Below are 17,842 nucleotides of genomic sequence, written 5' to 3' on the forward strand. Positions count from 1 at the left end.
GTCACAGATTGCGCAACACCGGCGCGGGCTTTTGGTTGAGTGCAGCCAGCGTGCCGATCAGGCCGAGGCCCACGGTCACCACCAGCGCCCCCAGCACCACCGTGGCTGCGCTCTGCGCCTGCCAGATGAAGCTCAGGGTCATCAGCCGGGTGACGATCATCCAGGCGGCGAACGAGCCGGCAATGATCCCGAACACCGCGGTGGCAAGCCCGATCATCAGATATTCCAGCGCATAGGCCCCGATCAGGCGGGCGCGGGTGGCGCCCAGCGTCTTCAGGATCACGGCGTCATAGACCCGATGCCGGTGGCCTGCGGCGAGCGCGCCGCCCAGCACCAGCACCGCTGCGATCAGCGTCACGCTACTGGCGCCGCGGATCGCCAGCGCCAGGTTCTCGACCACGGTCCCGACCGTGCGCAGCGCGTCGCGCACCCGCACGCTGGTCACCATCGGATATTGGCTGGCGACCGCCTTGATGATGGTGGCGTCGCCTTGCGCGCTCGGATGCGGCTCCGACAGCGTGGCGAGATGGGTGTGCGGGGCGCCGGCGAACGTCTTCGGCGAGAACACCAGCACGAAATTGATGCCGAGGCTCTGCCAGTCGACCGTGCGCAGGTTGCTGACGGTGGCGGTGATGTCGCGCCCTAGCACATTGACGGTCACGCTGTCGCCGACCTTCAGGCCGAGGCCGTCTGCGATCTTCTTTTCCAGCGATACCAGCGGTGGCCCCTTGTAGTCGGGATCCCACCACGTGCCTTCGACGACCTTGGAGCCCCGCGGGATGTCGTTGGTGTAAGTCAGGCCGCGGTCGCTCTGCAGCACCCATTCGGTCTTGCTGTCAGGCTTCAGGTTCTCCGCCTTGACGCCGTTGGCGGCGGTGATGCGTCCGCGCAGCATCGGCACCCGCTCCACATGGGCGCCGGGCGCCAGCGTCTGCAGGAATTCGCCAAAACTGTCGGCCTTGGTCGCGGGGATGTCGACAAAGAAAAACGAGGGGGCATGCTCCGGCAAAGCCGCCAGGAATTGCCGGCGCAGATTGCCGTCGATCTGCGAAATCGTCACCAGCACCGTGAGGCCGAGGCCCAGCGACAGCACCACCGACGGCGTCAGCGCGCCCGGCCGATGGATGTTGCCGATCGCCAGCCGCAGCATGGTCGAGCGCGCGCGCGGCAAGTGGCGTGCGATCCGCATCACGCCGGCTGCGACCAGCCGCAGCAGTCCGAACACCACAACCGAGGACGCCACGAACACCGCGGCAACCAGCTTGTCGTAGGCAAGCCCGATCACCACCGCGATCAGCAGTGCGATCACCGCGGCCATCAGCGCGAGATAGCGCGGGCGCGGCCAATGCCCGCTGCTGCCGATGGTATCGCGAAACAACCGTGCCACCGGCACGTCATGGACGCGGGCGAGCGGCCACAGCCCGAAGGCCAGCGCCGTCAGCAGGCCGTAGAGCAGCGAGAGCGCGAGTTCGCCCACGTGCAACGCCGGATCGATCGGCAGCGGCAGCAGCTTGCCGAACACATTGGCGATGATGAAGGGCAGCGCCCCGCCGATCACCAGCCCGATCAGCGAGCCGATCGTCGCCAGCACCACCACCTGCATCAGGTAGATCATGAAGACTTCGCGGCCGGTGGCGCCCAGCGACTTCAGGGTCGCGATCGAATCGCGGCGGCGGTCGATATGGCTCTTGACGGCGTTGGCGACACCAACGCCGCCGACCAAAAGCGCGGCAAGGCCGACCAGGGTCAGGAACTGGGTGAAACGGTCGATCGAGCGCTCGAGCTGCGGCGAGGCATTGCCGCGCGAGCGGATTTCCCAGCCGGCTTCCGGCAGCGCGGCGCGGGCCTCGGTGGCCAGCGCGTCGGTGGCGCGCTCGTCACTGGCCGCATCGGGCAATTTGAGCCGATAAGTCCAGCGCACCAGCGAACCTGGTTGCAGCAGGCCGGTGGCGCGCAGGGCGTCGACGCTGATCAGGAAGCGCGGCCCGAAACCGACACCGCCGGCGAGCTTGTCCGGCTCGGCATCGATCACGCTGCGGATGACGAAGCTGGCGCCTGCGATGGTGACGCGGTCGCCGAGCTTCAGGTCCAGCCGCGCCAGCAGTGCGGGATCGGCGGCGGCGCCGTAGGCGTCGTCGCGCTGCGCCAGCAGGTCCGGGGTTGGCATCGCCGGCGCCAGCGTGACGCTGCCGAGCATGGGATAATTGTTGTCGACGGCCTTGACCTCGACCAGCGCGAACTCGCCGCTTTGCGCCTTCACCATGCCGCGCAGCGTGGCTGCGACCGACACCTGGCCGCGGGTTTCGAGAAACGCGCGCTCTTGCGGCGTGGCCTCGCGCTGGATCAGCGAAAAAGCGGCGTCGCCGCCAAGCAGCGTCCGCCCTTCACGCGTCAGGCCGTCATGCAGGCTGGCCGCCACCGAGCCGACGCCGGCGATCGCCAGCACGCCGAGAGCGATGCAGGCGATGAAGACGTAAAAGCCGTTCAGCCCGCCGCGCAGCTCGCGAAATGCATAACGCAGGGCCAGCGAACCAATCCACGGACGGGGATGAGACGGGGCAGGGGCCGTGCCGTCGAGAGCGATCGTCATGTCGCTGACGCCGTCTCGACCCAGTGGCGGCTGGTGGCCGGACCGTCGATATGTCCCGAGCGCAGCCGCACCACGCGGTCACAGCGTCGCGCCAGCGTGCCGTCGTGGGTGACCAGCACCAGTGTCATGCCGCGCTCGCGGTGCTTGGCGAACAGCATGTCGACGATCTGCTTGCCGGTGGCTTCATCGAGATTGCCGGTCGGCTCGTCGGCGACCAGGATCGCGGGATCGGGCGCCAGTGCCCGCGCCAAAGCGACGCGCTGCTGTTCGCCGCCGGAGAGCTGCGAGGGATAATGATGCAGCCGTTCGCCGAGGCCGACCGCGGTGAGTTCGCGCGCCGCGCGTCCCTCGGCGTCGGGGTGGCCGGCCAATTCCAGCGGGACCGCGACGTTCTCCAGTGCGGTCATGGTGGGAATCAGATGAAACGACTGGAACACGATGCCGATATGGCGGCCGCGGAACCGGGCCAGGTCGTCCTCGCCCAAGCCATTGAAAGACGCGCCGTTCACCACCACTTCGCCATCATCGGGACGCTCCAATCCCGCCATGACCATCAGCAGCGTGGACTTGCCGGAGCCTGACGCACCGATCAGGCCGACCGCCTCGCCGGCGCCGACCCGCAAGCTGACATCCTTGAGGATGTGCACGCGCGCCGCGCCCTGGCCGAGGGAGAGGTTGACGTTGGAGATGACAATTGGGTCCGGAGATGATCCGGCCAGCGACGAGGGCTCGATGAGACTGTCCATGAATCCGTCATATGGGAGCGCCGGGCCGGCGGTCGAGAGGCTGCGACGAAGGTTTATCACCGCTGTGATGACAGGCGTGTTGGGAGCTTTGATGGCGACGATGGTTTCGGCTTCAGCGCAAACGCCGGCAAAACCGATCAAACTCGCCGTGCTGGGGGATTCCCTGACCGCCGGCTACGGCCTTCCGGCCACGGCCGCGTTCCCCGTTCGCCTTCAAAAATCATTAAAAAACAAAGGGATAGAGGTCGAGATCACCAATGCCGGGGTGTCCGGCGACACCACGTCGGGCGGGCGGGACCGGCTCGACTGGTCGATCCCGGAAGGGACCCAGGCCGTCATCGTCGAGCTCGGCGCCAATGATGCGCTGCGCGGCATCGATCCGGCGGTCACCCGGGCGGCGCTGACCGAGATCATCATGCGACTGCAGGCCAAGGGCATCGCGGTGATGTTGTGCGGCATGTATGCGCCGCGCAATTTCGGGCCGGATTATGTGGCGAAGTTCGATCCGATCTATCCGGAGCTGGCCAAGACCTATGGTGTGCCGCTGTATCCGTTTTTTCTCGATGGCGTCGCCGGCGAGACGAAATTGACCCAGTCGGATGGATTGCATCCCACCGCCGAGGGCGTCGACGTGATCGCGCAGCGGATCTTGCCCACGGTGCAGGCATTTCTTGATCAATTTGTGGGTAAACTGCCGGAGCAAAAGGGGTAAACAGCGGCCAACCATCCATCGGAGTACCGCCGGCTCTTCGCACTGTCATCCGGCTACGGTACAAGTAATAGTCACTGATTCGTTGTCGGCCTCTGCATCGAGGGATCCTGTGATGCCGCGTCTCTTTACCGGACTGGAAATTCCTTCCGATATCGGACAAACCCTCTCCGGCTTGCGTGGGGGCCTGCCAGGCGCCCGCTGGATCGACCCGGAAAATTATCACGTCACCTTGCGGTTTATCGGCGATATCGATGGCATGATTGCCAACGAGATCGCCTCGACGCTGTTTCGCGTCAACCGCAAGCCGTTCGAGGTGGCGCTGCAGGGGTTGTCCAGCTTCGGCGGCAAGAAACCGCGCGCGGTGGTGGCCTCGGTGGTTCCGAGTCGCCCGCTGATGGAATTGCAGGCCGAACTCGAGCGGCTGATGCAGCGGATGGGCCTCGATCCCGAAGGGCGCAAGTTCATTCCCCATGTCACGCTGGCGCGGCTGCGCGATGCCTCGAACCAGGATGTCGCCGATTACCTCTCGGTGCGGGGCTATTTCCCCACCCGGGTGTTCACGGCGTCGCGGTTCGTGCTGTTCTCGTCGCGTTCGTCGGTCGGGGGTGGTCCTTACATCGTCGAGGATTCCTATGCGCTGAGCGCATAGACCATTTTCCCAGTCTCCAGCCTCTTGCATTTTCCTCGATTGTTTGGCGGTTAGGGGCCCTGTCCTCCGGCTGCAACGAGACTGCTCACGGATGTGAGCCCGATCTTTCGGAGAACCGGTGTCCTCTTTCCGGGATCGTGCTCCGCGCCTATGGCTTCCGCTCCATTACCCTCCTTCCGCGCCCAGTATCAGGCGCTTGTCTCGGCCGGTGAGATCGAGGCGGATCCGGCGCAAGCGCTTGCCGTCGAGGCTTATACGGCGCTGGACGCGCGGCTCGCGGATTACAAGCCCGGCCACAAGAACGGATTTCTCGGCCGGCTGTTCGGTGGCGACAAGAAGAACGGCGATCCGCTGCGCGGGCTTTATGTCCACGGCGAAGTCGGCCGCGGCAAGACCATGCTGATGGATCTGTTTTTCCATGCAAGCCCGGTCAGCCACAAACGCCGCGCGCATTTCCATGAATTCATGGCCGACGTGCATGAACGTATCCACGGCTTCCGGCAAAAGATCGCGAGCGGCGAGATCGCCGACGCCGACCCGGTGCGGCTGACCGCCCAAACCATTTTCGACGAAGCGTGGCTGCTTTGTTTCGATGAGTTTCACGTCACCGACATCGCCGACGCGATGATCCTCGGGCGGCTGTTCGAGCGGCTGTTCGTGCTTGGCACCGTGGTGGTGGCGACCTCGAACGTTGCGCCGGAGGATCTTTACAAGGGCGGCCTCAACCGCGCGCTGTTCCTGCCGTTCATCGCGCAGATCCAGGATCACATGGAGGTGCTGCGGCTCGATGCGCGCACCGATTTCCGGCTGGAAAAGCTGGCCGGCGCGACCATGTGGCTGGTGCCGGCGGATGCGGCGGCCGATGCCGCGCTCGACAAGGCGTTTCTGAAGCTGACCGGCGGCGCCAAAGGCGCGCCGCGCGATCTCGCGATCAAAGGGCGCACCCTGCATATCCCGCTGGCGGCCCACGGCGTCGCGCGGTTTTCCTTCAAGGAATTGTGCGAGCAGCCGCTGGCGGCGTCGGACTATCTGCGGCTCGCCCACGACTACCACACCATCATGCTCGATCATGTGCCGGTGATGAATTACGACCAGCGCAACGCCGCCAAGCGCTTCATCACCCTGATCGACACCCTCTATGACAATGCCGTGAAGTTGGTCGCCTCGGCGGCCGCGGATCCGGTGTCGCTCTATCTCGCCACCGAAGGGGTGGAGGCCAACGAGTTCAAACGGACGTCGTCGCGGCTGATTGAAATGGGCTCGGAATCCTATCTGGCGCTGGCCCACGGCCGCAAGGATTCGACCGCCAGCGGCGCGAGCACGGGGCTGGTCGAAACATGACGCAACACCAGGTATCCCAGCGCACCGGACTGGCCAATTTCCGGGCAGGCTCCCCATGCGCCCTATTATTGATCCCCCGCCGACTTGAACGGGTGCGGCGAAAGAGCTAACAGCCTTCACAAGATGTCCTTGCAAGGCGTCCTCAAGGCGTTCTTGCAAGATTTCCCTCCCTCCTCCCGCTGGGTTCAAAGGACAGATTCCCATGGCACGCAACAAGATTGCTTTGATTGGCTCCGGTCAGATCGGTGGAACGCTTGCTCACCTCGTTGGCCTGAAAGAGCTGGGCGACGTGGTCATGTTCGACATCGCGGAAGGTGTCCCGCAGGGCAAGTCGCTGGACATCGCGCAGTCGTCCCCGGTGGACGGCTTCGACGCCCACTTCACCGGCGCCAATTCCTATGAAGCGATCGAGGGTGCCGACGTCGTCATCGTCACCGCAGGCGTGCCGCGCAAGCCGGGCATGAGCCGCGACGATCTTCTGAGCATCAACCTCAAGGTGATGGAGCAGGTCGGCGCCGGCATCAAGAAGTATGCCCCGAACGCCTTCGTGATCTGCATCACCAACCCGCTCGACGCCATGGTCTGGGCGCTGCAGAAGGCCTGCGGCCTGCCGGCGAAGAAGGTGGTCGGCATGGCCGGCGTGCTGGACTCGGCGCGCTTCCGTTATTTCCTGGCCGACGAATTCAACGTCTCGGTCGAAGACGTCACCGCGTTCGTGCTCGGCGGCCATGGCGACACCATGGTGCCGCTGACCAAGTATTCCACCGTCGCCGGCATCCCGCTGCCGGACCTGGTGAAGATGGGTTGGACCTCGCAGGCCCGCGTTGACGAGATCGTCGACCGCACCCGCAACGGCGGCGCCGAGATCGTCAACCTGCTGAAGACCGGTTCGGCGTTCTACGCCCCGGCCGCCTCCGCTATCGCGATGGCCGAGAGCTACCTGCGCGACAAGAAGCGCGTGCTGCCCTGCGCCGCGCACCTCAACGGCGAATACGGCGTCAAGGACATGTATGTCGGCGTGCCGGTGGTGATCAGCGCCAAGGGCGTCGAGCGCATTGTCGAGATCGAACTGACCGGCAAGGACCGCGAGGCGTTCGACAAGTCAGTTGCCTCGGTGCAGGGCCTGGTCGACGCCTGCAAGAAGATCGCGCCGGACCTGCTCGGCAAGTAAGCCGGGCAGCCACCACGCATCCCTCTCATTCGGTCTGACGTCTTCAGGGGCTATTGATGAATATTCACGAGTATCAGGCGAAGGCACTGTTGAAGGAGTTCGGCGTGCCGGTCTCGCGCGGCGTGCCGATCTTCAAGGCCTCCGAGGCGGAAGCGGCGGCGAAAGAACTCGGCGGTCCGCTCTGGGTGGTGAAGAGCCAGATCCACGCCGGCGGCCGCGGCAAGGGCAAGTTCAAGGAAGCCAGCGCCGGCGACAAGGGCGGCGTGCGGCTGGCGAAATCGATCGACGACGTGAAGACCTTCGCCCAGCAGATGCTGGGTGCAACGCTGGTGACGATCCAGACCGGTGAGCATGGCAAGCAGGTCAACCGCCTCTATATCGAAGACGGCTCCGACATCGAGAAGGAATTCTATCTCTCGGCGCTGGTCGATCGCGAGACCTCGGAAATCGCCTTCGTGGTCTCCACCGAAGGCGGCATGGACATCGAGGAAGTCGCGCACAAGACCCCGGAAAAGATCATCACCTTCTCGGTCGATCCGGCGACCGGCGTGATGCCGCATCACGGCCGCACGGTTGCGCAGGCGCTTGGGCTCAAGGGCGATCTCGCCAAGCAGGCGGAAAAGCTGATCACGCAGCTCTATACCGCGTTCGTCGCCAAGGACATGGCGATGCTCGAGATCAATCCGCTGATCATCACCAAGCAGGGCGAGCTGCGCTGCCTCGACGCCAAGGTGTCGTTCGATTCCAACTCGCTCTATCGCCATGCCGACGTGGTGGCGCTGCGCGACACCTCGGAAGAGGACGCCAAGGAAATCGAGGCCTCGAAGTACGACCTCGCCTATATCGCGCTCGACGGCACCATCGGCTGCATGGTGAACGGCGCGGGTCTGGCGATGGCCACCCTCGACATCATCAATCTCTACGGCGAGAGCCCGGCGAACTTCCTCGATGTCGGCGGCGGCGCCTCGGAAGAAAAAGTCACGGCGGCTTTCAAGATCATCACCGTCGACCCGAAGGTGAAGGGCATCCTGGTCAACATCTTCGGTGGCATCATGAAGTGCGACGTCATCGCACGCGGCGTGATCGCCGCGGTGAAGGCGGTCGGCCTGCAGGTGCCGCTGGTGGTGCGTCTCGAAGGCACCAATGTCGAGGAAGGCAAGAAGATTATCCGCGAGTCAGGCCTCAACGTGCTGCCGGCCGATGACCTCGACGATGCCGCGCAGAAGATCGTGAACGCCGTGAAGGGAAAGTAAGCCGATGTCCGTCCTGATCGACAAGAACACGAAGGTCATTACCCAGGGCTTCACCGGCAAGAACGGCACCTTCCATTCCGAAGGCGCGCTGGCTTACGGCACCAAGCTGGTCGGCGGCACCTCGCCGGGCAAGGGTGGCTCCACCCATCTTGGCCTGCCGGTGTTCGACACCGTGGCCGAAGCCCGCGAGAAGACCGGCGCCGACGCCAGCGTGATCTACGTCCCGCCGCCGGGCGCGGCGGACGCGATCTGCGAGGCGATTGCCGCCGAGATTCCGCTGATCGTCTGCATCACCGAGGGCATTCCGGTGCTCGACATGGTGCGGGTGAAGCGCTCGCTGTCGGGCTCCAAGTCACGCCTGATCGGGCCGAACTGCCCGGGTGTCGTCACCGCCGGCGAGTGCAAGATCGGCATCATGCCGGCCAATATCTTCAAGCCGGGCAATGTCGGCATCGTGTCGCGCTCCGGCACCCTGACCTATGAGGCGGTGTTCCAGACCTCCCAGGAGGGCCTGGGCCAGACCTCGGCGGTCGGCATTGGCGGCGATCCGGTCAAGGGCACCGAGTTCATCGACGTGCTGGAGCTGTTCCTGGCCGACCCGAAGACCGAATCGATCGTCATGATCGGTGAAATCGGCGGCTCGGCGGAAGAAGACGCCGCCCAGTTCCTCAAGGACGAGGCCAAGCGGGGCCGCAAGAAGCCGATGGTCGGCTTCATCGCCGGCCGCACAGCCCCTCCGGGTCGCCGGATGGGCCACGCCGGCGCCATCATCTCCGGCGGCAAGGGCGATGCCGGCTCCAAGATCGCGGCCATGGAAGAGGCCGGCATCAAGGTTTCGCCGTCTCCCGCCCGCCTGGGCAAGACGCTGGCCGAACTGCTGCGCAAGTAAGCCGGGCCTGCCGAAATACGCCATGCGATGTCGATCGCATCAGTGAAGGCTCCGGATCATTTCCGGAGCCTTTTCGTTGGGCATGGGTAACAGTTGGCGCTTTGTGTCGCACCTGAAAAAGCGGGCAATGTCAGAGAGTTGGAATCTGGCATAACCAACACGAAGATATGAGTTTAAATCCATTTCTTTGTTCTTTTCAGCGCGAACATTCGCCCTAAATAGGGTAAAGCATGCTCGATCAGCCAGTGCGGTCCCGCCGGGCTGTTCCGCCCAATTTCTTCCGCGCGACGCAATAATCAGGACGCAATCATGTCTCGCCAGGACGCGAATGCCGCTTTCGCTCTTACTTCCTTTCTCTATGGCGGTAACGCCGCCTACATCGACGAACTCTACGGCCGCTATGAGAGCGACCCCGCCTCGGTCGACGCCGAGTGGCAGGAGTTCTTCAAAAGCCTGAAGGACCAGCCGGCGGATGTCGCCAAGAACGCGCAGGGGCCGTCCTGGGAAAAGGCCAATTGGCCGGTGGGGCCGACCGACGAACTGACTTCGGCACTCGATGGCAACTGGGCGCTGGCCGAGAAGGTGATCGGCGGCAAGCTGCAGGCCAAAGCCCAGTCAATGGCTCAGGCCAAGGGCACCACGCTGAGCGCGACCGACGTGCAGCAGGCGACGCGCGATTCGATTCGCGCCCTGATGCTGATTCGCGCCTACCGCATGCGCGGCCACTTCCATGCCAATCTCGATCCTTTGGGCATTGAGGGACAGAAGGATCACGAAGAGCTCGATCCGCGCTCCTACGGCTTCACCGACGCGGACTACGATCGCAAGATCTTCCTCGACCACGTGCTCAGCCTGGAATTCGGCACGCTGCGCGAGATCGTTGCGATCTGCCAGCGCACCTACTGCCAGACGCTGGGCGTCGAGTTCATGCACATCTCCAATCCGCAGCAGAAGGCCTGGATCCAGGAGCGGATCGAAGGGCCGGACAAGGAAATCAGCTTCACGCCGGAAGGCCGCCGCGCCATCCTGACCAAGCTGATCGAGGCGGAAGGCTTCGAGAAGTTCTGCGACGTCAAGTTCACCGGCACCAAGCGCTTCGGTCTCGACGGCGCCGAATCGCTGATCCCGGCGCTCGAACAGATCATCAAGCGCGGCGGCAATCTCGGGGTGAAGGAAATCGTGGTCGGCATGCCGCATCGCGGCCGCCTCAATGTGCTGACGCAGGTGCTGGGCAAGCCGCACCGCGCGCTGTTCCATGAATTCAAGGGCGGCTCCGCCAACCCCGACGAGGTCGAAGGCTCCGGCGATGTCAAGTATCACCTCGGTGCGTCGTCGGATCGCGAGTTCGACAACAACAAGGTCCATCTGTCGCTGACCGCCAACCCGTCGCATCTTGAGATCGTCGATCCCGTGGTGCTGGGCAAGGTGCGCGCCAAGCAGGATCAGCATGGCGATCCGCCGGACCAGCGCACCTCGGTGCTGCCACTGTTGATGCACGGCGATGCTGCGTTTGCCGGCCAGGGCGTGGTCGCGGAATGTTTCGGATTGTCCGATCTGAAGGGCTACCGCACCGGAGGTTCGCTGCACTTCATTGTCAACAACCAGATCGGCTTTACTACCTATCCGCGCTACTCGCGCTCGTCGCCGTATCCGTCCGACGTGGCGAAGATGATCGATGCGCCGATCTTCCATGTGAACGGCGACGATCCGGAGGCGGTGGTGTTCGCCGCCAAGGTCGCGATCGAATTCCGGCAGAAATTCCACAAGCCGGTCGTCATCGACATGTTCTGTTATCGCCGCCACGGCCACAACGAAGGCGACGAGCCCTCGTTCACCCAGCCGGTGATGTACAAGAAGATCGGTTCGCACCCGACCACGCTGGAGATTTATGCCAAGCGTCTGGTCGCCGATCGCGTGATGACCGAGGGCGAGGTCGAGAAGGCCAAGGCCGACTGGCGCGCGCGCCTCGATGCCGAGCTCGAAGCCGGTTCCGGCTACAAGCCGAACAAGGCCGATTGGCTCGACGGCAAATGGGCCGGCTTCAAGGTCGCGGATCTCGACGAGGATCCACGCCGCGGCGTCACGGGCGTCGATGCCGCCGAGCTGAAAGAGATCACCCGCAAGATCACCAGGGTGCTCGACGGCTTCCGCGTGCATCGCACCGTGCAGCGTTTCCTCGAGAACCGCGCCAAGGCGATCGAGACCGGTCAGGGTATCGACTGGGCGACCGCCGAAGCGCTGGCATTCTGTACGCTGATGGAGGAGGGCCACCACGTCCGCCTGTCCGGCCAGGACAGCGAACGCGGCACGTTCTCGCAGCGTCATTCGGTGCTGTACGACCAGGAGGATGAGAGCCGCTACACGCCGTTCAATCATCTCTCCGAGAAGCAGGGCCACTACGAGGTCATCAACTCGCTGCTGTCGGAAGAAGCCGTGCTCGGCTTCGAATACGGCTACTCGCTGGCCGAGCCCAATGCGCTGGCAGTCTGGGAAGCGCAGTTCGGCGATTTCGCCAACGGCGCCCAGGTGGTGTTCGACCAGTTCATCTCCTCCGGCGAACGCAAATGGCTGCGCATGTCGGGCCTGGTCTGCATGCTGCCGCACGGCTATGAAGGGCAGGGTCCGGAGCATTCCTCGGCGCGGCTGGAGCGGTTCCTGCAGATGTGCGCCGAAGACAACATGCAGGTCGCCAACTGCACCACGCCGGCGAACCTGTTCCACATCCTGCGCCGTCAGTTGAAGCGCCAGATCCGCAAGCCGCTGATCCTGATGACGCCGAAGTCGCTGCTGCGCCACAAGCGTGCGGTGTCGACTCTGGATGAGATCAGCGCCGGTTCATCGTTCCATCGCGTGCTGCACGACGATGCGGAGAAGGGCGGCGAGATCAAGCTGGTCGCCGACGCCGAGGTCCGTCGCGTCGTGCTGTGCGCCGGCAAGGTGTATTACGACCTTTACGAGGAGCGCGAGAAGCGCGGCATCAATGACATCTACCTGCTGCGGGTCGAGCAGCTCTATCCGGTGCCGGTGAAGACCCTGGTGCAGGAACTCAGCCGCTTCAAGAAGGCCGAGGTGGTGTGGTGCCAGGAAGAGCCGCGCAACATGGGCGGTTGGCACTTCATCGAGCCCTATCTCGAATGGGTGCTGAATCAGATCAACGCGCCGAACCGGCGACCGCGTTATACCGGGCGTGCGGCGGCTGCGGCCACCGCGACCGGAATGATGTCGAAGCATCTGGCCCAGCTCAAGGCGTTCCTGGACGACGCGCTCGGATAACAACTGACGTTGAGAGGGGGCCGTGCCGCGGACATCACGTTTGCGGCACGTCCCGATCCCTTCGCACCACTGCAATTTTTGGCTGCCAAATCTTTTTAGCTGCCAACAAGTAGACATCCTGAATTTCGAAGCCCCGGTGCCGCGCCTAGGTGTCATGCCTTTCGGGTTCCAGACGCTTCACTTCACACGACGATTGAGACGCCGGACCCGGCTGCAACCGGTCGCGGCGCAAGAGGGAAAACATCATGACTGAAATCCGTGTTCCGACGCTCGGCGAATCCGTCACCGAAGCAACCATTGGCCGCTGGTTCAAGAAGGCCGGCGATGCGGTCGCCGTCGATGAGCCGTTGGTGGAACTGGAAACCGACAAGGTCACGATCGAAGTGCCGGCCCCCGCCGCCGGCACCCTCGGCGAGATCATTGCCAAGGACGGCGAGACCGTTGCCGTCGGTGCGTTGCTGGGACAGATCACGGACGGTGCTGCCGCAGCGAAGCCTGCTGCTGCTCCCGCCGCCCCCGCCAAAGCCGCGCCGGCTCCCGCAGCTGCTGCTCCGGCCCCCGCGCCAGCGACGCCCAAGACCCCGCCGGCCGATGCGCCGCTGGCGCCTTCGGTGCGCAAACTCTCCGCGGAGAGCGGCGTCGATGCCTCGACCGTTCCCGGCTCCGGCAAGGATGGCCGGGTGACCAAGGGCGACATGCTGGCGGCGATCGAAAAGGCTGCGTCTGCACCGACGCCGGTCAATCAGCCCGCTGCCGCGGTCCAGGTGCGCGCGCCGTCGCCGGCCGATGACGCCGCACGCGAAGAGCGCGTGAAGATGACCCGGTTGCGCCAGACCATCGCCCGCCGCCTCAAGGACGTGCAGAACACCGCCGCCATGCTCACGACCTTCAACGAGGTCGACATGAGCCACCTGATGGCGCTGCGCACCCAGTACAAGGATCTGTTCGAGAAGAAGCACGGCACCAAGCTCGGCTTCATGGGCTTCTTCACCCGCGCCTGCGTGCAGGCGCTGAAGGATGTTCCGGCCGTCAATGCCGAGATCGACGGCACCGACCTGATCTACAAGAACTACTACCACATCGGCGTTGCCGTCGGCACCGACAAGGGCCTGGTGGTGCCGGTGGTGCGCGACTGCGATCACAAGTCGCTCGCTGAGATCGAGAAGACGATTGCCGAATATGGCAAGCGTGCCCGTGACGGCCAGCTCAAGATCGAGGACATGCAGGGCGGCACCTTCACGATCTCGAACGGTGGCGTCTATGGCTCGCTGATGTCGACGCCGATCCTGAACGCGCCGCAGTCCGCCATTCTCGGCATGCACAAGATCCAGGAGCGGCCGGTGGTTGTCGGCGGCAAGATCGAAATCCGGCCGATGATGTATCTCGCGGTGTCGTACGATCACCGCGTGATCGATGGCAAGGAAGCGGTCACCTTCCTGGTGCGCATCAAGGAGAGCCTGGAAGATCCGGCACGGCTGGTGCTGGATCTCTGATCCGATGACCTTGTCGCCGGAATTCCTGACCCTGTTCGGTGTGTTCGTGCTGGCCGCGATTGCGCCGGGCGCGGACTTCGCCTGCGTGCTGCGCGAGAGCGTCAGTTTCGGGCGGCGGGCCGGGATTGTTTCGGCGCTGGGTGTCGGCTCCGCGATACTGGTCCACGTCGCCTACACGGTGGCCGGCGTGGGCCTGATCATCGCGCAGTCGATCCTGATCTTCACCATCGTGAAGTGGTGTGGCGCGGCGTATCTGGTCTATCTCGGTCTGCGCTCGCTGACGGCGCGCAGCAAGCCGTTGTCGAATGGCGACCACGCCATCGCCGTGGTCGGGCAGTCGCGTTCCGCCGCCATGTCCTATGGCGTCGGCTTCCTCACCAATCTGCTCAACCCCAAGGCGACACTGTTTTTCGTGTCGCTGTTCGCCACCATTGTCTCGCACGAGACGCCGGTTTTGACGCAGCTCGCCTATGGCGCCTCGCTCGCGGTTTTTCTGGCGCTGTGGTTCTCGTTTGTTGCTGTTTTCCTGACCACGCGTTCGATGCGGTCCGCCTATGAACGGATGGGCCACTGGATCGATCGCGCGACCGGGCTGGTGCTCATTGGATTGGGCGTGCGCATCGCCCTGCAAAAAGCGAATTAACGGCAGGGGGCTCATTTGGATCGCGTCGCCATCATCACCGGAGGCAGCCGCGGCATCGGCCGCGCCGCGGCGCTGGCCGCAGCCAATCGCGGCTATCGCGTCTGCATCGGCTATGCCTCGAACGAAGCCGCGGCCCGCGAGGTCGTGGGCAAGATCGAAGCCAGCAATGGCAAGGCCATCGCCGTGCGCTGTGATGTCGCCAGCGAGGACGACATCCTCGCTTTGTTCAAGGCGGCCGATGATTTCGGCCCGCTCGGTGCGCTGGTCAACAATGCTGGTGTGGTCGACGTCTCCGCCCGCCTCGACGACATGAGCGCGGATCGCCTGCATCGCATGATGACCATCAATATCGTCGGCAGCATGCTGTGCGCCCGCGAGGCGGTAAAGCGAATGTCCACCCGCCACGGCGGCCAGGGCGGCGTCATCATCAATCTGTCGTCGGTCGCGGCCAAACTCGGCTCGCCGAACACCTATGTGGATTATGCCGCGTCAAAAGGCGCGATCGATACCTTCACGCTGGGGCTGGCTTATGAAGTCGCCAACGAAGGCATTCGCGTTGCCGGCATCCGGCCTGGCCTGATCGATACGGATATCCACGCCAGCGGCGGCGAGCCCGATCGGGCGTATCGGCTGGCCAAGAATGTGCCGATGCAGCGGGTCGGCACCGCGGATGAAATTGCCAATGCCATCGTCTGGCTGATGTCGGACGAGGCCTCTTACGTCACAGGTTCAATTCTCGACGTGTCCGGCGGACGCTGACAGTCCGCCGTCGTCGGTCAGTCAAGGAGCAGTTATGGCGAGCTACGATCTCATTGTCATCGGAACCGGTCCCGGCGGCTACGTCTGCGCGATTCGCGCGGCGCAGCTCGGCATGAAGGTTGCCGTGGTCGAGAAGAATTCGACACTTGGCGGCACCTGCCTCAATGTCGGCTGCATGCCCTCCAAGGCGCTGCTTTATGCCTCCGAACTGCTGGAAGAGGCCGATCATTCCTTCGCCAAGATGGGCATCGGCGTCGGCAAGCCGAAGCTGGATCTGCCGGCGATGATGTCGTTCAAGCAGGAGGGCATCGACGGCAACGTCAAGGGCGTCGACTTCCTGATGAAGAAGAACAAGATCGACGTGCTGCGCGGCACCGGCCGGATCGTCAGCGCCGGCAAGGTCGAGGTCAAGGCGGCCGACGGCAAGACCGAGGTCTCCGAGACCAAGAACATCGTCATCGCCACCGGCTCCGACGTTGCCAAGCTCAAGGGTATCGAGATCGACGAGAAACGCATCGTGTCGTCCACCGGCGCGCTGTCGCTGGACAAGGTGCCTTCGAGCCTGCTGGTGGTCGGCGCCGGCGTGATCGGGCTGGAGCTCGGCTCGGTGTGGCGGCGTCTCGGCGCGCAGGTCACCGTGGTGGAATTCCTCGACCGCATCCTGCCCGGCATGGATGGCGAGATCTGCAAGCAGTTCCAGCGCATCCTTGAAAAGCAGGGCGTGACGTTCAAGCTCGGTGCCAAGGTCACCGGCGTCGACACCTCCGGCAAGAAGCTGAAGGCGCAGATCGAAGCCGCCGCCGGCGGCAATCCAGAGAGCATCGAAGCAGATGTGGTGCTGGTCGCGATCGGCCGCGTGCCCTACACCGAAGGGCTCGGGCTGAAGGAAGCCGGTGTCACGCTCGACAATCGCGGTCGTGTGCAGACCGACAAGCATCTCGCCACCAATGTGCCAGGCATCTATGCCATCGGCGACGCCATCGTCGGGCCGATGCTCGCCCATAAGGCAGAAGATGAAGGGGTGGCCGTGGCAGAGATCATCGCCGGCCAGGCCGGCCATGTGAACTACGATGTCATTCCCGGGGTCGTTTACACGACCCCCGAAGTCGCCTCCGTCGGCAAGACCGAAGAGGATCTGAAGCAGGCCGGCGTGGCCTACAGCGTCGGCAAGTTTCCCTTCACCGCCAATGGCCGTTCGAAGGTCAATCAGACCACCGATGGCCTGGTCAAGATTCTCGCGGATGCGAAGACTGACCGGGTGTTGGGCGTCCACATCGTCGGTCGCGAAGCAGGCGAGATGATCCATGAGGCCGCGGTGCTGATGGAGTTCGGCGGCTCGGCCGAAGACCTGGCGCGCACCTGTCACGCCCATCCGACCCGCTCGGAGGCGATCAAGGAAGCCGCCCTTGGCGTCGGCAAGCGCACTATCCATATGTAGGAAGCGGCCGGCCCATGCCGGCTCGCCTCACTTGCGCCGTCCTGTTGCAGTGGGATGTTGATCCGGTGCCGCGTGTTGCGGCGCCGCAAGAAGCTCATGCAGGGACGCACCTTGCAAAGTTCAAGCATCTTTATTTTGCCTGCAATATTGCGAGGCCTTGCCGCGGCCTGACGGGAGCGACATGCGATTTGTTTTGAAACCGTTCTGGTTCCTGCTGGCGCTGCTGTTCCTGCTCGAAGCATGGCTGTGGGATCATCTGGTCCCCGCCATCCGCTGGATCGTGGATTCCGTTCCGTGGCAGACGCTGAAAGCGCGGTTGGCGGCTGCGATCGAGCACCTGTCGCCGCCGGCGACGCTGGTGGTGTTCCTGATTCCTGCTGCGGTCTATTTCGGCCTCGAACTCATCGCGTTGTGGCCGCTGGCCTACGGGCGCTGGTTGCTCGCGCTGATCGTGCTGGGCGTGGCCAAGGTGATCGGAGCCGCGATCACCGCGTTCGCGTTCGACGTCACGCGGCCCAAGCTGCTGCAGATGGCGTGGTTCCGCCGCGGCTACGACATCATCATCGGCTGGCGCGATGCCGCGCACCGGCTGGCCGATCCCTATCTCACGGAAATGCGGTCGTGGGTCAGGCAGATCCGGCCCGCGGCCCGGTCGCGGTTCGCCCGCTTCGTGCAACGCCTGCGCCGCCGGGCGCAGGCTGCGGTGTCGCGCCGATAGATACAATTCGACCGATCGGTATAGAAGGTTGCAGTTTTATGTGATTGCAATCTGTACTTGACGTGCCATTGGCCGTGCGAGACAACAAGCAAGCTTTGAAAGCTCCGAACGCGCTCCGTGTGAACGACGCGGTGAGCGTGCGCCGTATCTCATATTGAATGCTGATT

14 protein-coding genes are annotated in these 17,842 nt (G+C 64.0%); 12 read left to right on the forward strand and 2 right to left on the reverse strand.

All coding sequences use genetic code 11. The annotated features are described in order from the left end of the window. Position 1: 1 nt before the first annotated feature. Together RS897_RS11735 and RS897_RS11740 are read right to left on the reverse strand one after the other, a co-directional pair. A complete protein-coding gene (locus RS897_RS11735; RefSeq protein ID WP_315836721.1) occupies positions 2-2,590 on the reverse strand; it encodes an ABC transporter permease in 2,589 nt (862 codons plus the stop codon). Then, complete coding sequence (locus RS897_RS11740) at positions 2,587-3,336, reverse strand: ABC transporter ATP-binding protein (protein WP_315836722.1); 750 nt, start codon at positions 3,334-3,336, stop codon at positions 2,587-2,589. The genes RS897_RS11735 and RS897_RS11740 overlap by 4 nt, the downstream gene beginning before the upstream one ends. Here RS897_RS11740 and RS897_RS11745 point away from each other — a divergent pair. The 12 genes from RS897_RS11745 to RS897_RS11800 all read left to right on the forward strand — a co-directional run bounded on the left by RS897_RS11745 (position 3,335) and on the right by RS897_RS11800 (position 17,675). Then, entirely contained in the window at positions 3,335-4,048 is a 714-nt protein-coding gene (locus tag RS897_RS11745; RefSeq protein WP_315838602.1) for an arylesterase, read from the forward strand. The genes RS897_RS11740 and RS897_RS11745 overlap by 2 nt on opposite strands. A 112-nt stretch (positions 4,049-4,160) precedes the next feature. After that, positions 4,161-4,697, forward strand: coding sequence for an RNA 2',3'-cyclic phosphodiesterase (thpR, locus tag RS897_RS11750; RefSeq protein ID WP_315836723.1), 537 nt, complete (start codon positions 4,161-4,163; stop codon positions 4,695-4,697). Between the two features lie 150 nt (positions 4,698-4,847). Next, positions 4,848-6,038, forward strand: a complete 1,191-nt coding sequence (gene zapE / locus RS897_RS11755) for a cell division protein ZapE (RefSeq protein WP_315836724.1) — start codon at positions 4,848-4,850, stop codon at positions 6,036-6,038. Between the two features lie 202 nt (positions 6,039-6,240). Then, positions 6,241-7,209, forward strand: a complete 969-nt coding sequence (gene mdh / locus RS897_RS11760; RefSeq protein ID WP_315836725.1) for a malate dehydrogenase — start codon at positions 6,241-6,243, stop codon at positions 7,207-7,209. A gap of 56 nt (positions 7,210-7,265) precedes the next feature. Continuing rightward, positions 7,266-8,462: an ADP-forming succinate--CoA ligase subunit beta gene (gene sucC, locus RS897_RS11765; RefSeq protein WP_315836726.1), complete on the forward strand. Its 1,197-nt coding sequence runs from the start codon at positions 7,266-7,268 to the stop codon at positions 8,460-8,462. A 4-nt stretch (positions 8,463-8,466) separates the two neighbouring features. Next, positions 8,467-9,351 (forward strand): succinate--CoA ligase subunit alpha, encoded by an 885-nt coding sequence (sucD, locus tag RS897_RS11770; RefSeq protein ID WP_315836727.1) that lies wholly within the window; start codon positions 8,467-8,469, stop codon positions 9,349-9,351. Positions 9,352-9,660: 309 nt separating this feature from the next. Beyond that, complete coding sequence (locus RS897_RS11775) at positions 9,661-12,624, forward strand: 2-oxoglutarate dehydrogenase E1 component (protein WP_315836728.1); 2,964 nt, start codon at positions 9,661-9,663, stop codon at positions 12,622-12,624. A gap of 245 nt (positions 12,625-12,869) precedes the next feature. Further along, on the forward strand, positions 12,870-14,117 hold the full coding sequence (gene odhB, locus RS897_RS11780) for a 2-oxoglutarate dehydrogenase complex dihydrolipoyllysine-residue succinyltransferase (protein ID WP_315836729.1): 1,248 nt from the start codon (positions 12,870-12,872) through the stop codon (positions 14,115-14,117). Positions 14,118-14,121: 4 nt separating this feature from the next. Then, a complete protein-coding gene (locus RS897_RS11785; protein WP_315836730.1) occupies positions 14,122-14,760 on the forward strand; it encodes a LysE family translocator in 639 nt (212 codons plus the stop codon). 15 nt (positions 14,761-14,775) lie between these two features. Continuing rightward, a complete protein-coding gene (locus tag RS897_RS11790; protein ID WP_315836731.1) occupies positions 14,776-15,519 on the forward strand; it encodes an SDR family oxidoreductase in 744 nt (247 codons plus the stop codon). 34 nt (positions 15,520-15,553) lie between these two features. Beyond that, on the forward strand, positions 15,554-16,957 hold the full coding sequence (gene lpdA, locus RS897_RS11795) for a dihydrolipoyl dehydrogenase (protein ID WP_315836732.1): 1,404 nt from the start codon (positions 15,554-15,556) through the stop codon (positions 16,955-16,957). 181 nt (positions 16,958-17,138) lie between these two features. Continuing rightward, the gene (locus tag RS897_RS11800) at positions 17,139-17,675 is read left to right on the forward strand and encodes a hypothetical protein (protein ID WP_315836733.1); all 537 of its coding nucleotides are present in this window, start codon (positions 17,139-17,141) and stop codon (positions 17,673-17,675) included. The last annotated feature ends 167 nt before the right edge of the window (positions 17,676-17,842 follow it).

It is taken from the genome of Bradyrhizobium prioriisuperbiae (assembly GCF_032397745.1).
GTDB lineage: Bacteria > Pseudomonadota > Alphaproteobacteria > Rhizobiales > Xanthobacteraceae > Bradyrhizobium_A > Bradyrhizobium_A prioriisuperbiae.

Excerpts from the sequence above, each read along its gene's own strand:
- RS897_RS11735 (WP_315836721.1), bottom strand. The coding sequence starts at position 2,590 with ATGACGATCGCTCTCGACGGCACGGCCCCTGCCCCGTCTCATCCCCGT.
- RS897_RS11745 (WP_315838602.1), top strand. The coding sequence starts at position 3,335 with ATGAATCCGTCATATGGGAGCGCCGGGCCGGCGGTCGAGAGGCTGCGA.
- RS897_RS11740 (WP_315836722.1), bottom strand. The coding sequence starts at position 3,336 with ATGGACAGTCTCATCGAGCCCTCGTCGCTGGCCGGATCATCTCCGGAC.
- thpR (WP_315836723.1), top strand. The coding sequence starts at position 4,161 with ATGCCGCGTCTCTTTACCGGACTGGAAATTCCTTCCGATATCGGACAA.
- zapE (WP_315836724.1), top strand. The coding sequence starts at position 4,848 with ATGGCTTCCGCTCCATTACCCTCCTTCCGCGCCCAGTATCAGGCGCTT.
- mdh (WP_315836725.1), top strand. The coding sequence starts at position 6,241 with ATGGCACGCAACAAGATTGCTTTGATTGGCTCCGGTCAGATCGGTGGA.
- sucC (WP_315836726.1), top strand. The coding sequence starts at position 7,266 with ATGAATATTCACGAGTATCAGGCGAAGGCACTGTTGAAGGAGTTCGGC.
- sucD (WP_315836727.1), top strand. The coding sequence starts at position 8,467 with ATGTCCGTCCTGATCGACAAGAACACGAAGGTCATTACCCAGGGCTTC.
- RS897_RS11775 (WP_315836728.1), top strand. The coding sequence starts at position 9,661 with ATGTCTCGCCAGGACGCGAATGCCGCTTTCGCTCTTACTTCCTTTCTC.
- odhB (WP_315836729.1), top strand. The coding sequence starts at position 12,870 with ATGACTGAAATCCGTGTTCCGACGCTCGGCGAATCCGTCACCGAAGCA.
- RS897_RS11785 (WP_315836730.1), top strand. The coding sequence starts at position 14,122 with ATGACCTTGTCGCCGGAATTCCTGACCCTGTTCGGTGTGTTCGTGCTG.
- lpdA (WP_315836732.1), top strand. The coding sequence starts at position 15,554 with ATGGCGAGCTACGATCTCATTGTCATCGGAACCGGTCCCGGCGGCTAC.
- RS897_RS11800 (WP_315836733.1), top strand. The coding sequence starts at position 17,139 with ATGCGATTTGTTTTGAAACCGTTCTGGTTCCTGCTGGCGCTGCTGTTC.